This is a genomic window from Actinomyces sp. oral taxon 448 str. F0400, assembly GCF_000220835.1.
In the GTDB taxonomy this organism is placed as follows: domain Bacteria; phylum Actinomycetota; class Actinomycetes; order Actinomycetales; family Actinomycetaceae; genus Actinomyces.
Genome location: NZ_GL985606.1, coordinates 2097062 through 2110416, shown reverse-complemented (window position 1 = coordinate 2110416; position 13355 = coordinate 2097062). Strand labels below are relative to the sequence as shown.

General features: G+C 69.5%; 14 protein-coding genes. 12 read left to right on the top strand and 2 right to left on the bottom strand.

Features of this window, described 5'->3' with window-relative positions; translation table 11 throughout:
- The first annotated feature begins 38 nt into the window (after nt 1-38).
- Complete coding sequence (hrcA, locus tag HMPREF9062_RS08970; protein WP_034254907.1) at nt 39-1106, top strand: heat-inducible transcriptional repressor HrcA; 1068 nt, start codon at nt 39-41, stop codon at nt 1104-1106.
- 120 nt (nt 1107-1226) lie between these two features.
- Nucleotides 1227-2381: a molecular chaperone DnaJ gene (gene dnaJ / locus HMPREF9062_RS08965; protein ID WP_009749794.1), complete on the top strand. Its 1155-nt coding sequence runs from the start codon at nt 1227-1229 to the stop codon at nt 2379-2381.
- An 86-nt stretch (nt 2382-2467) separates the two neighbouring features.
- Here the strand turns inward: dnaJ and HMPREF9062_RS12185 are convergent, their stop codons facing one another.
- Nucleotides 2468-3325 (bottom strand): LysR family transcriptional regulator, encoded by an 858-nt coding sequence (locus tag HMPREF9062_RS12185; RefSeq protein WP_009749793.1) that lies wholly within the window; start codon nt 3323-3325, stop codon nt 2468-2470.
- Here HMPREF9062_RS12185 and HMPREF9062_RS08955 point away from each other — a divergent pair.
- Nucleotides 3248-4780 (top strand): MFS transporter, encoded by a 1533-nt coding sequence (locus tag HMPREF9062_RS08955; RefSeq protein ID WP_083820104.1) that lies wholly within the window; start codon nt 3248-3250, stop codon nt 4778-4780. The genes HMPREF9062_RS12185 and HMPREF9062_RS08955 overlap by 78 nt on opposite strands.
- Before the next feature lie 42 nt (nt 4781-4822).
- Here HMPREF9062_RS08955 and HMPREF9062_RS08950 read toward each other — a convergent pair whose 3' ends face one another.
- Nucleotides 4823-5596 carry a YggS family pyridoxal phosphate-dependent enzyme gene (locus tag HMPREF9062_RS08950; protein WP_009749791.1) on the bottom strand — a complete coding sequence of 258 codons (774 nt, stop codon included), beginning with the start codon at nt 5594-5596 and terminating at the stop codon, nt 4823-4825.
- Between the two features lie 58 nt (nt 5597-5654).
- Between HMPREF9062_RS08950 and HMPREF9062_RS08945 the strand changes: the two genes are divergently transcribed.
- From HMPREF9062_RS08945 to HMPREF9062_RS08905, 9 genes are all read left to right on the top strand, one after another.
- On the top strand, nt 5655-6452 hold the full coding sequence (locus HMPREF9062_RS08945) for a 16S rRNA (uracil(1498)-N(3))-methyltransferase (RefSeq protein ID WP_009749790.1): 798 nt from the start codon (nt 5655-5657) through the stop codon (nt 6450-6452).
- A 78-nt stretch (nt 6453-6530) separates the two neighbouring features.
- A complete protein-coding gene (locus HMPREF9062_RS08940; RefSeq protein ID WP_034254083.1) occupies nt 6531-7127 on the top strand; it encodes an STM3941 family protein in 597 nt (198 codons plus the stop codon).
- Between the two features lie 90 nt (nt 7128-7217).
- Nucleotides 7218-7814 carry a TetR/AcrR family transcriptional regulator gene (locus HMPREF9062_RS08935; RefSeq protein WP_009749788.1) on the top strand — a complete coding sequence of 199 codons (597 nt, stop codon included), beginning with the start codon at nt 7218-7220 and terminating at the stop codon, nt 7812-7814.
- A 99-nt stretch (nt 7815-7913) separates the two neighbouring features.
- Nucleotides 7914-8705 carry an ABC transporter ATP-binding protein gene (locus HMPREF9062_RS08930; protein WP_216584439.1) on the top strand — a complete coding sequence of 264 codons (792 nt, stop codon included), beginning with the start codon at nt 7914-7916 and terminating at the stop codon, nt 8703-8705.
- Nucleotides 8702-9448 carry an ABC transporter permease gene (locus HMPREF9062_RS08925; protein WP_009749786.1) on the top strand — a complete coding sequence of 249 codons (747 nt, stop codon included), beginning with the start codon at nt 8702-8704 and terminating at the stop codon, nt 9446-9448. The genes HMPREF9062_RS08930 and HMPREF9062_RS08925 overlap by 4 nt, the downstream gene beginning before the upstream one ends.
- Before the next feature lie 80 nt (nt 9449-9528).
- Nucleotides 9529-10401: an EamA family transporter gene (locus tag HMPREF9062_RS08920; protein ID WP_009749785.1), complete on the top strand. Its 873-nt coding sequence runs from the start codon at nt 9529-9531 to the stop codon at nt 10399-10401.
- A gap of 96 nt (nt 10402-10497) precedes the next feature.
- Nucleotides 10498-11613 (top strand): PhoH family protein, encoded by a 1116-nt coding sequence (locus tag HMPREF9062_RS08915; protein ID WP_009749784.1) that lies wholly within the window; start codon nt 10498-10500, stop codon nt 11611-11613.
- A complete protein-coding gene (gene ybeY, locus HMPREF9062_RS08910; RefSeq protein WP_009749783.1) occupies nt 11610-12068 on the top strand; it encodes an rRNA maturation RNase YbeY in 459 nt (152 codons plus the stop codon). Before HMPREF9062_RS08915 ends, ybeY begins: the two co-directional genes overlap by 4 nt.
- A complete protein-coding gene (locus tag HMPREF9062_RS08905; protein WP_009749782.1) occupies nt 12065-13351 on the top strand; it encodes a hemolysin family protein in 1287 nt (428 codons plus the stop codon). Before ybeY ends, HMPREF9062_RS08905 begins: the two co-directional genes overlap by 4 nt.
- Nucleotides 13352-13355 lie beyond the last annotated feature (4 nt).

Here is a 13355-nt window from a genome sequence, read left to right as displayed (position 1 = left end):
GGGTCCGCCGATGGGAAGAGAGGGCAGGGAGCATGACCATGGCCGATGATCGCCGCTTGAAGGTCCTCTCCGCCATCATCACGGATTACGTGCGCACCCGTGAACCTGTCGGCTCGCGCGCTCTGGTCGAGCGCTACCGTCTCGGCGTCTCCCCGGCCACGATTCGCAATGACATGGCCGCCCTGGAGGATGAGGGCTACATCCATCAGCCCCACACCAGCGCCGGGCGGGTGCCCACCGAGAAGGGCTATCGCCTCTTCGTCGACGAGGTCGCCCGGATCAAGCCCCTGTCCGCTCCCGAGCGGCGCGCCATAACGGCGCTGCTGGCGGGCGCGGTCGACCTGGAGCAGGTCGTGGCCCGCACCGTGCGGGTTCTGGCTCAGCTCACCGGTCAGCTCGCCGTCGTGGAGTACCCCAGTCTGCGGCGCACCGCTCTGCGCCACCTCGAGCTCGTCGCTCTGGGGCCCACGCGCGTCCTGCTCGTCATTATTACCGACACCGGCCGCGTCGAGCAGCGCACGGTGTCCATGCCGATGGGATGTGCGGTGGACCCGCTCGTCCTGGAATCCCTGCGCACTCGCATGAACGCGGCCCTGGCGGGCCGCGTCGCCGCCGATGTGGTCCCCGTCCTGACCCGCCTGGCTGAGCGTGTTCCCGAGGAGGAGCGGGCGCTGCTGAGCAGCGTGGCCGACGAGCTCATCGAGGCGCTGCGCCCCGACGGCGAAGAGCGCATCGTCGTGGCCGGTACTGCCAACCTGGCCCGTTCCACCCCGGACTTCTCCTCGCTCGGCCCGCTCCTGGACGCCGTCGAGGAGCAGGTGGTGCTGCTGCGCCTGTTCGCCGAGGCCCCCGCTCCCGGGCGGACGCCGTGCTCGACGACCGATGCGGAGATGCGCGTATCCATCGGCAGTGAGAACCACGATGACGCCCTGGCCGAGGCCAGCGTCGTTACCGCCGCCTACGGGGCGGGCGCGGGCACCGCCGTCGCGCACCTGGGCATCATCGGCCCCACCCGTATGGACTACCCGGCGACCATGGCGGCGGTGCGCGCCGTGGCGCGTTATCTATCCCGGTTCCTGACCGGCACCGCCGACACCGCCCCATGAGGCCCACCCCATGAGACGTACCCGAGGGCGCCGCCCGCGCCGGCCTTCGGCCGCGGCGTCAGCATCAGCCGGAGATCGCCCGGCACTCGAACCATCACCGACCAGGGAGCATCAGCAAGCGTGAGCGACTACTACGAGGTTCTCGGCGTGAGCCGCCAGGCCACCACCGACGAGATCAAGCGCGCCTACAAGAAGAAGGCCCGGCGGCTGCACCCCGATGTCGCCGGCCCGGGCCATGAGGACGAGTTCAAGGCCATCAACGTCGCCTACGAGGTTCTCGCCGACTCCGACAAGCGTCAGATGTACGACTTGGGCGGGGAGGAGGCCGTGCACGCGGACGGGGGATTCAACGCCGGGGGCTTCGGCGCCGCCGACTTCGGGGGCTTCGGCGACTTCCTCCAGCAGGCCTTCTTCGGGGGCGGAGCCGCCTCGCGCGGTCCTGCCTCCCGGGCGCGGCGGGGCCAGGATTCCCTGGTGGCCCTCGAAGTGGACTTGACGGACGTGGCCTTCGGGGCGACCAAGAGCCTTCCGGTCGACACCTACGTCACCTGCGGGACCTGCGGCGGGTCGTGCTGCGCCGAGGGGACCAGTCCGGTCACCTGCTCGCAGTGCGACGGGCGGGGCTCCGTCCAGCGCGTGCAGCGCTCTTTCCTGGGCAACGTGGTGACCTCCTCGCCGTGCTCGCGCTGCCAGGGGTTCGGCACCGTTATCGCCTCCCCGTGCCGCGACTGCGACGGGGAGGGCCGCAGGCACGTGCGCACCGCCATCGATGTCAATATCCCGGCGGGCGTATCCACGGGCACCCGCATCCGCATGTCCGGGCGCGGTGAGGCCGGCCCGGCCGGCGGTCCCAGCGGGGACCTGTACGTTGAGATCCATGAGAAGCACGACGACTCCCTCTCACGCACCGGTGACGACCTGTACACCGAGCTGCGCGTGCCCATGACGGCGGCCGCCTTGGGCGCCAGCTTCCCGTTGTCCACCCTTGACGGAGAGCGGATCGTGTCGGTCAAGCCGGGCACTCAGGGCGGCGATGAGGTGGTCCTCTCGGGCCTGGGCGTGGGCCGGCTGCGCCGTTCGGGCCGCGGCGACCTGCACGTGCAGATCGTGGTGGAGACGCCCAGCGGACTCGACGACCGCCAGCGTCAGCTGCTCACCGAGCTCGCCTCCCTGCGCGGTGAAGACGGGTTTGCGCCGGCTCGAGACGAATCCCTGGCGGATAAGGTCTCCAGCCGGTTCAAGGGCGGTAAGAGTCGGGGCAGGAAGCGCCGCTGAGAAGCGTGCGGGCGCGTGAGCGCCCGCACGCTTCTCCGGGTGGTCCCCGCGGAGCGCCCTACGATAGTGGCCGACGAGCGTTCTGCTCAGCTGGCGAGGCCTGCGCCGCTGTGCAGAATGTGCAGGCAGGTCGCCAGCGCCGGGTTGCGGTGACGAGAGAGGTGCACGGCCCGAAGGGTGCGGGGCGGCAGAACGGTCGCGGGAATGGGGGTGGCCGGGCAGCGGCTGACCATCGGTGCGGGGACGATGGCGTTTGCGAAGCCGACTGCGCTCAACCTGAGCAGGAGCCGGATATCGCTGACTTCGGCGGTGACCACCGCGGGGAGATGGAGGTCCTCCATAAGACGGTCGAAGATCTCGCGGAGCCGAGTCCCGCGGCGCAGGGCGACCCAGGTGCGCGCGTCGAGATTCGCCGGAGTAATCGGTTCGGATGGCAATGCCGGACCAGTGAGGCAGAAGGGCTCCTCGCCCACTGCCATGGAGGCCAGCGTCGGATCCGATGGGGGCGCGGTGTCCGCGATCGCCAGGTCGAGGCGGCCGTCGCGCACGTCCTCAACCATGGCGTCGGTGGCCTTCTGAACCACGGCGACCGACAGGTTCGGGTGGGCGCGGCGGACGCGTTCGAGCAGGGAGCAGGGATCGACCGCAGTGAGTGAGGCGATGATTCCCACCCGCAGTTCCACGTGCGTCCCGGCTGCGGCTGCGGTCGCACGCCTGGCTTCGCAGACGGTGGCGAGAGCACAACGTGCGTGAGGCTCGAGAGCCAGCGCCGGCGGCGTCGGGCGCACCGGTCGGCGTGTGAACAGCGTCGTGCCGAGGTCGCGTTCCAGGGCCTGAATCTGCTGACTGAGGCCCGACTGGGTCAGATGGGCGCGCTCCGCGGCCCGGGTGAAGGATCCCGTATCGAGAACCGCCAGGAAACACGCCAGGTGGCGGAGTTCCATGAACGCGAGATTAGAAGTACTGATGCTCGTCTGTCAAAACCGTTGTTGGTCTTATTCCGATGTGTTCGCAAGACTGTGATCGTGGGTTTCAGGAAACGGAGAGCAGCCGACACCGTTACGGGCCGAACCGGATCTTGCGGGGCGGCCCCCGTTCTCGTCGGCGTACAACTTCTTCTGGTCCTGGACACTACCGTTATCACATCGGCGTCCCCGGTCATGTCCCAGCAGCTGCACTCCGGGATCGGACGGGTCTCTCTGGCTCAGGGTGCTTATTCTCTGGTCTTCGGAGGGCTCCTTCTGCTCGGCGGGTGGTGCAGTGATCGCTTCGGGGCTCTACGCGTCCTACGGTGGGCGCTGTTCGGATTCGCCCTGGCCGGCGGGGCGGTGGTGGCGACGAACAGCATCGAGCCGGTCATCGTCGTGCGAGCCCTTCAAGGCTCGTGCGCGGCCCTGGCCGCCCCGGCGAGCCTGGCGCTCCTCATTAGCCTGCCCCCGCCGGCCAGGCGCCGCGGCTTGAGCTGGTTTTCCGCCGTAGGAGCCGTGGGCCTCGCCGCGGGGGTGGGGCTGGGAACCCCTCTGATAGCCTTCTTCGGGTGGAAGGCCGGGTTCATCGGTCCCACTATTATTGCGCTCGCACTTCTCGTTTTCTCCACGGTGATGGGTCGGTCGGGTGCTCGCAGGCGGCGTCCGCCGGCGGAGCGGACCGTCCATCCGCCATTGCTCCTGAGCGCGGCTGTAATTCTCCTTCTCGCTGCGGCGGAGACGACCCTGCTCGTCAAGGCCTGGTGGCCTCCCCTCGTGGCGCTGGCCGGGGCAGCGCCCCTGCTGGCGGCAGTCGTGCACGCCGATGCTCATCGGCCTCGCCCAGTCATTCCCCCGGCGATGTTCGATGACATGGTGACGAGGGGCGGGTTGGTGCTGATGGCGGCCTTCGGCGGTTGGCAGGCGGCCGAGGTCCTTCTTCTCGCCGTCCAGTTCGATTCCCTGCGGGCGTCGTCCCCCTGGCTGGCGGGACTGCCCTTCTGGGTCCAGGGCGCTGTAGCGCTCCTGTGCGCCCCCCTCATTCAGCGCATGTGCCGTGCGCCCGGGACGACGTGTTCCGTTATGGCGGTGTCCCCATGGCTCGCGGGGGCCGGATTCCTCGCCATCGGCGCGGGTCGCTCGACGGCGGTGGCCGGGGCCTGTCTGGCGACAGTCGTCTTCGGGATCTCCGCGGTGTCGGCGAGTACCGCAGCGACACTCACCACAGCGGCGGTCCCGGGCGCCCCGCCCGGTCGCGTAGGCGCCATCATGACCTCAGCCCGGCAACTGGGTACCAGCGCCGGGACCAGTGTCGTCGGCGCCCTGCTGAGCGTCCCCGTCGGGTCGCCCGGCGGAGTCGGTGCCCTCACGACTGGGGCGGCGACGGTTGCTCTCGGCTGCGTCCTCATGCGGGTGAGAAGACGGGGGACATGAGAGCGCCCGAGCCCGCGTCCCGTCCCCGTCTCCGGCCGGCGTTCAGCGCGAGGAACGCTCGGGCCAGTACGCCGAGTCGGGCGTCGAGCGCGCCCCGAAGATCGCCTGGCCCACGCGCACGCAGGTGCTTCCGCCCTCGATGGCGAGTTCGAAGTCCCCGCTCATCCCCATGGACAGCTGCCCATCGCTCAGAAGATCCTCCTGGAGAGCGGCTTCGCGCAAGGAGCGCATGATGCGGAAGCATTCGCGGATACGAGCCTCGTCGTCAGTGCGGGCGGCCAGCGTCATGAGTCCCACCACGCGCAGACAGGAGTAGGAGGGAAGCCTCCTCAGGATCCCCATGACCCCGTCGGGCTCGACACCGAACTTGGACGCCTCCCCCGAGGAGTTGACCTGCACGAAGACGTCCAGGCCGCGCCCGGTGGGCTGGAGACGGCGGTCGAGGGCCTCGGCGACGCGCAGGGAGTCCAACGCCTGGAACTCGTCGGCGAAGGCGACCACATCCTTGGCCTTGTTGGTCTGCAAGTGGCCGATGACGGACCAGCGGATGTCGAGGTCGGCCAGGGCGGCGGCCTTGCGCTTGGCCTCCTGCACCTTGTTCTCGCCCATCTGCGTGATGCCCGCGGCGCAGGCGGTGCGTATACGGTCCTCGGGGACGGTCTTGGACACCGGCAGCAGGCGGATTTCGGAGGCGTCCCGCCCGACGCGGTCGGCCGCGGCGGCTATGCGAGCGCGCACGGCCGCCAGGTTGCGACGGAAATCCTCGATGGTAACAGCGGTGGTGCAGGAGGAAGCGGGGCGCTGCGAGTGGGTCATACGTGCGACGCTAGCACCGGCTCCCTCGCGGGCATGCGCGCAACCGTAGGCTGGTCCTGTGAGCGCACCCGTCTTCATCCTCACCCCCGACACCCTCGAGCCGGTCGGCGCCGCGGGTGCGGCCGACCGCGGCGACCTGCTGGCGTTGACCGGTGCTGAGGCCCACCACGCCGTGACGGTGCGACGGCTGAGAGCGGGCGAGCGCGTGGACCTTGTCGACGGCGCGGGCCTGCGGCTGGTGTGCGAGGTGGAGGCCGCCGAAGGGGAGCGGGACCGTCTGATGGTGCGAGTGGCCGAGCGGATCGAGGAGCCGCCGGCGGCCCTGAGGCTCGTGCTCGTCCAGGCTCTGGCCAAGGGGGGCCGCGACGAACAGGCGGTGGAGACGGCGACCGAGGTGGGCGTCGACACAGTCGTGCCGTGGCAGGCGGAGCGATGCGTGTCGGTGTGGAGGGGGCCGAGGGCCGCCAAGGGGCGCGCCCGCTGGCGGGCGACGGCGCGCCGGGCCTCCAAGCAGGCGCGCAGGGCGCGAGTGCCGCGGATCGAGGCGGTCATGACGACAGGGGCGTTGATCGTCTGGGCGCGTGAGGTCGTGGAAACCGGGGGAGCAGTGCTGGTGCTCCACGAGGAGTCGACGGCGCCCATCGGCCGAACGGCCCTGCCGGAGGCCGATGGCGACGAGCCGCCGACGGCGGCCGTGGTGGTGGGCCCGGAAGGAGGGATCAGCGATGCGGAGACGATCGCCTTGGAGAATGCCGGGGCCACGGCGGTGCGGCTGGGCCCGCACGTCATGCGCACCGCCTCGGCGGGCCCGGTGGCGCTCGCGGTTCTGGCGCAGTGCGCCGGCCTGTGGGGGTGAGGCGGCCGTGGCGGGCGGAACCGGATCCGGCCTTACTGATCGCGGGACGCGCCGGGTCCGGCGTGAGAGAATGCCGGCATGTCAAGTCTCCCTGTGCTTCGCGTGTCCCGAGCCAAGGGGCGTTCCGTGTTCGTGATCGCCGGCTCCGCCTGTTTCGTGGTCATCAGCCTCGTTATAACCTACGACGGCCTGTCGTCCCACTCCTTCGGCCTGTGGGCCCTCCTCTTCTCCATCGTTGGTCCCATAGGGGTCATCGTCTTCGGCTTCTTTGGCGTCCTGGGCGTGCGCATGATGGGCCGGCCGGCTCTGGTCGTCGACGACCAGGGCATCTGGGACAACACGTCGGGCCTGTCGATCGGCTTCATCCCGTGGGAGCAGGCTCTCGGATTCCGGCCGGTGTCGTTCACGACGGCGGGGGTGACCAACGACTACATCGCCGTCATCTGGGCCGACGCGCAGTGGCCGTGGGATCACATGGGCTGGCGGGCGCGCTGGATGAACCGGGTCAATCAGAAGGCGGCGGGTGTGCCGACCGGTCCGATCAGCGCGGATCTCCTCCGGGTGACGGGGGAGCAGGCCGCGCTCGTGCTCCTGGCGCAGCGTCGCACGCGTTGTCCTGAGCTCCCCGAGGCGCCCGGTATGCCGTCGACGCAGGGTGTCGGTCTTGAGCTGTGAGTATTCCGCGCATCGGTGTCCCCCCGACCTCGACCCCGATCGGGTTCGCCTGTGCGAGAGGGGCCGCGCGGATTCGACGGGAGCCGCGGCATGAGCACACGCGGGCGACGTCCCGCCGGTAGCCCCGACGCGCGCGAGGCGATTCTCGTCGCCGCCCGCGTCGCCTTCGCCCGTGACGGCTACTCCGCCTCCCTGCGCGGCATCGCCCGCGCCGCCGGTGTTGACCCGGCGTTGGTCCACCACTACTTTCCCGACCGTTCCCGGCTGTTCGTCGAGTCCGTGCTGGGCACCCTGGACGGAGCGCTCGCGGACCCCTCACTGCTCGACGGGGTGCGACGGTTGCCCAAGGCCGAACAGGGAAGAGCCTTCGTTGAAGTCTTCATTACCCAATGGGATCGCATGGGTCAGGATCGCTTCACCGCCGTGATGTGGGCCGCACTCGGCGATCAGGAGGTGGTGGAGCGCATCCGCTCCATGCTCATCGGCGCTCTCGTCACCCCCGTCGTGACGTGCGTGGCTCCCGACCAGGTGGATCTGCGCTCCCAGCTGGTCGCCAGTCAGCTCGTCGGTCTGGGGATGGCGCGGTGGGTAGTCCGTCTCGACGCCGTCCGCGCTGCGGATGCGCAGACACTGGCCGCGGCCGTCGGCCCCACCATCCAGCGCTACCTGACTGAGGATCTGGACTGAGGATCTGGGGATCACCGTCCTCGAGAGCGCTTGAGCATCTCGAAGGGCTATGACGCGATCCTTGCGCAGGGGTTCCCCGCGTCATATATTCATCACATGATGAAAAGTGTGAACGACACCGATTCCGATATTGCGGTACGCGTTGAGAACCTGCGCGTGAGGCGCGGCGGCCACGAGATCCTCCACGGCCTCGACGTCGCCCTGTCCACCGGTACTGTCACCGGTCTGCTCGGCCCCTCCGGCTGCGGCAAGACCACGCTCATGCGCGCCCTCGTCGGCGTTCAGCGCTACGAAGGCGGGGTCGCCGTCCTGGGGCACGTTCCCGGCGCCCCCGACGTACGCGATCGCATCGGCTACGTCACTCAGTCCGCCGCCGTCTACAAGGACCTTACCGCCCGTCAGAATCTGCGCTACTTCGCCTCCCTGGCGGGTTCGCGCATGCAAGGCGTTGACGAAGCCTTGGAGGTCGTGGGTCTGACCGCGTTGGCCGACCGCCGGGTGAGCACCTACTCTGGCGGCGAGGCGAACCGCGTCAGCCTGGCCTGCGCCCTCGTCGCGAATCCCGAACTCCTCGTCCTCGACGAGCCGACCGTCGGCCTGGATCCCGTCACGCGCGAGGACCTGTGGGAGGCTTTCCGCGCTATCGCCGCCCGGGGCACCACGATCCTCGTCTCCAGCCACGTCATGGACGAGGCCTTCCGCTGCGATGCCGTTCTGCTCATGCGCGAAGGCCGCCTGCTCGCCACCACCACCGCGTCCGAACTGCTCGAGCGCACCGGGGGGACCACCCTCGACGACGCCTTTCTCCGCCTCATCCGCAGCGCCGAGAGGACGGCGCGGGCGCCCGACGCCGCTCCGATCATCTCCGGCCGTCAGGAGGTCGCCCGATGAACGCGCGCACCTATGCCGCCACCGTTCGCAGGGTCCTCGCCCAGCTCCTCGGCGACAGGCGCACCGTCGCCCTCATCCTGGTCGTCCCCGCGCTTCTGGTGATCCTGCTGTCCTTCGTCTATCGCGATTACCCGCACGGCGAGCAGCTCTTCGAGCGCATCGCCGTCATCATGATCGCGGTCCTCCCCATGGCTGTCATGTTTCTGGTCACGAGCGTGACCATGTTGCGCGAGCGCGCTTCGGGCACCCTTGAGCGCCTGTGGACCACATCCCTGCATCGCGCCGATCTTCTCACGGGCTACGCCACTGCCTTCACTCTCGTCTCCGTCGGCCAGTCGCTTCTTCTGGTCGCCGTGTGCGCCTGGGGTCTGGGCGTCACCATCGCCGGCTCGTGGGGGTGGATCCTTTTGACGGCCCTGCTCGACGCCTTCGTCGGCGTCGCCCTGGGATTACTGGTCTCCGCCTTCTCCCGCACCGAGTTCCAAGCCGTCCAGTTCATGCCCGTGGTCATCGGTGTCCAGATGTTCCTGTGCGGCCTGCTCGTCGCCCGCGATGAGATGCCCCGGGGTCTGGAGGTGACCAGCCGGCTGCTGCCGATGAGCTGGGCCGTCAACGCCGTCACCGAGATCCGCTCCACCGCGGAGACCACCGCTGGTCTGGTCTGCGACTTCGGCATGCTCGCCGTCATCGGCCTGGTCGCTCTCGCCGTCGCACCCATCACCATGCCCCGACGTACTCGGTGAGGCGGACGGGCCAGACCGCGTGCCCGTGTTTTGCTGACGCGGCGCTCCGCTGGCGTCCGACTGCGTCTAAGGTGACCCTCATGTGGATCCTGCTCGCCTGCGGCTCCGCGTTCTTCGCGGGACTGACCGCGGTGCTGGCCAAACTTGGAATTCGTCATACCGACTCCACCGTGGCCACCGCCCTGCGCACCATCGTCGTGCTGGCCGCCGCCTGGCTCATGGTGCTGATCGTCGGCTCCCAGGATCAGGTGGCCCGTATCGACGGCCGGACGTTTGTCTTCCTCGTTCTGTCCGGTCTGGCCACCGGCGCCTCCTGGTTGTGCTACTTCAGGGCCCTCCAGCTCGGCGACGTCTCCCGGGTGGTTCCCGTCGACAAGCTCTCCACCGTTCTGACCGTCATTCTGGCGGTTCTCCTCCTGGGGGAATCGCTGACCCGGGTGGGCCTGGGCGGGGTGGTCCTCATGACGACGGGCACGTTCCTCATGCTCGACGCCGCGGATCTGCGCGCCCTGCCCCGCGCCGTCGCCCACGGCGGCGGGTGGCTGCCCTGGGCCCTCGGCTCCGCCGTCTTTGCAGCACTGACCGCAGTGCTCGGCAAGATCGGAATCACCGATGTCGAATCCAACCTCGGTACCGCCGTGCGCACCGGCGTCGTCCTCGTCATGGCCTGGATGATGGTGCTCGTCACCGGGAAGCGGGAGCGGGTCCGCCGTGTCCCCCGCGACGAGCTCGGCTGGATCGCCGCCTCCGGTTTGGCCACCGGCGCCTCCTGGCTGTGCTACTTCAGCGCCCTCCAGAAGGGGCCGGCCAGCCTCGTCGTCCCGATCGACAAGCTGAGCGTCCTAGTCACGGTCGTCTTCTGCGTCATCGTGCTGCACGAGCGCCAGGGGAGACGCTCCTTGACCGGGCTCGCACTGCTCGTCATCGGCACTGCGCTCATGGTGGTCGCCTGATCGGCCGCCGGCGGGCGGGGTGGAACCGTCGCGCGTCGTGCCTCACGGCGGCGGTCCTGGGGCGAGACGTCGGACACCGGTAGGCTGATCGGCACGATGACCCAGCCTTTCGCCGCGGCAGCGGCCCACCGAGATGCTTCCGCTGATCTGCGTCGGCGCACTCCCGAGGACGTCGCCCGCAGCCTCGTCCTGCCCGCGGACCTGGCTCCGGTGAACCTGCTCGGTGTGCACGACGAGGTCCTGCGCACCGTCGAGCGAGGGTTCTCCGACGTCGATATCCACGTGCGCGGCGACACCGTCGTCATCACCGGCGAGGAGTCCCGAGTCGATCTCGTCGTCCTCCTGCTGACCGAGCTCATCGACATCGCCCGCGCTGGCGCGTCCCTGTCCCCCGCCGACGTCGAGCGCGCCATCGGCCTGCTGGAGGTCTCGGCCCGCCCCGCCGAGGTCTTTGCCGACGACGTCCTGACCTCCCACGGACGCTCCATTCGCCCCGCGTCGCTCGGTCAGAAGGACTACACCGACGCTATTGAGAGGGCCACCATCACCTTCGGCATCGGCCCGGCCGGGACGGGTAAGACCTATTTGGCCATGGCCAAGGCCGTCGATGCCCTGACGCGCGAACGGGTCAACCGCATCATTCTGACTCGGCCCGCCGTCGAGGCCGGGGAGAATCTCGGCTTCCTGCCGGGCTCGTTGACCGACAAGATTGACCCTTATCTGAGGCCCCTCTACGACGCCCTCCATGACATGCTCGAGCCCGAGGACCTGTCCAAGCTCCTGACCGCCGGCACCATCGAGGTCGCTCCGCTGGCCTACATGCGCGGACGCACGCTGAACGACGCCTTCATCATCCTCGACGAGGCTCAGAACACGTCTCCCGAGCAGATGAAGATGTTCCTCACTCGTCTCGGCTTCGGCTCCAGGATGGTCGTCACCGGCGACATCTCCCAGATCGATCTGCCCGCGGGCCGGTCCTCCGGGCTGCTTGTCGTGCGTCGCATTCTCGAGGGGGTCGACGGCATCGCCTTCTGCGAGCTGGGGTCCGCCGACGTCGTGCGCCACCGGCTCGTGGGCCGCATCGTCGACGCCTACTCCCGCTACGATGCCCAGCGCGCTGCTCAGTCGGCCTCCGCGCCCCGGCGCGACCGCGCTCATGGCGGTCGCCGCGGCCGCACCCCCCAGGACGCCCGTGAGAGGAACCACCCGTGAGCACCGAGGTCGTCAATGAGACCCAGACCGTCGTCGACGGCACCGAATTCGCCGCGCTGGCCGACCACGTCCTGCGCACCCTGCACGTCAACCCCTTGGCCGAGCTCAGCATTCTGTTCGTCGACCCCGAGCCCATGGCCGAGCTCCACGCGCGCTGGCTCGATCTGCCCGGCCCCACCGACGTCATGAGTTTCCCCATGGACGAGCTGCGCCCAGGCACCGCCGAGAACGAGACGCCCGCCGGGACCCTGGGCGACATCGTGCTGTGCCCGCAGGTCGCGGCCAAGCAGGCCATCGAGGCGGGTCACTCCGCTGTGGAGGAGATGCTGCTGCTGGCCACTCACGGCATCCTCCACCTCCTGGGGTACGACCACGCCGAGCCGCAGGAGAAGAAAGAGATGTTCGACCTTCAGCGCACCCTGCTGCTGACCTTCCTCGCGGAGCGGGGCCGGTGAGTGGGGCTCCCGTCGCCCTCCTGATCCTTCTGGCGGTCGTCGTCCTGGTCTTCGGAGCCGTGCTCTCCGCCGGTGAGGCGGCCCTGACGCGCATGACTCGCGCCGCCGCCGAGGACCTCGTCCAGGATGAGCGCCGGGGCGCCGGGCGCGTTCTGACCCTGGCCTCCCGGCGCGCCCAGGTGCTCGGCTCGGTCACGTCGATCCGCGTCGCCGTCGACATGCTCGCGGCCGTCCTGCTGACCCTGGCCGTCTCGGGCATTCTGAGCCGGTGGTGGCAGGTGCTCGCGGTCGCAGTCGTCCTCAACGTCGTTCTGCTCGGCCTGGTCGTCGGCTTCTCCCCTCGTTCGGTCGGGCGCCGCGATCCCGATGCCGTGCTTCTGGTTCTGGCGGGCGTCCTGCTCAGGGTCGACGCCCTGGGCGCCCCGTGGCGCTGGGTCGAGTCCCGCTGGGGGCGTTCGGCGGCCCTGACCGATGCCGAGGCCCGCGCCGAGGTCACCGAGGACCTGCGCGAGATGATCGACGAGATCGGTGAGGCCGAGACCATCGAGGATGAGGACCGCGAGATGATGCGCAGCGTCGTTGAGCTCGGCCAGACCCTGGTGCGCGAGGTCATGGTGCCCCGCACCGACATGGTGACCATTGATGCCGACGAGCCCGCCGCCGCCGCCATGCGCCTGTTCGTTCGCTCCGGCTACTCGCGGGTGCCGGTGGTGGGGGAGGACGCCGACGACGTGCGCGGAATCCTTTACCTCAAGGACGTTCTGCGGCGCCTGTCCGACCACCCCGACCATGAGGGGCGGCCCGCGGCGTCTTTCACCCGCGAAGTCGTCTGGGTTCCGGAGACCAAGCTCGCCGACGACCTGCTGCGTGAGATGCAGACCGATCACGTGCACATGGTCCTGGCCGTGGACGAGTACGGCGGCACGGCCGGATTGGTCACCATGGAGGACCTGCTGGAGGAGGTCGTCGGCGAACTCACCGATGAGCACGACCACGCCGAGCCCGAGGTCGAGGACCTGGGGGACGGCACCTACCGCGTGCCCGTGCGGCTGGGCCTGGACGAGCTCGGCGAGCTGTTCGACCTGGAGATCGACGACGACGACGTCGACACCGCCGGCGGCCTGCTGACCAAGGCCATCGGTCGCGTCCCTCTGCCCGGTGCCTGCGGGAGCGCCCAGGGCGTCGATCTGAGAGCCGAGGAGGCTGTCGGTAGGCGCCGCCAGGTCGCCACCCTCGTCGTCGGTCGCTCCTGCGCGCCCCGACCCACCGACCCCCAGGAATGAGGAG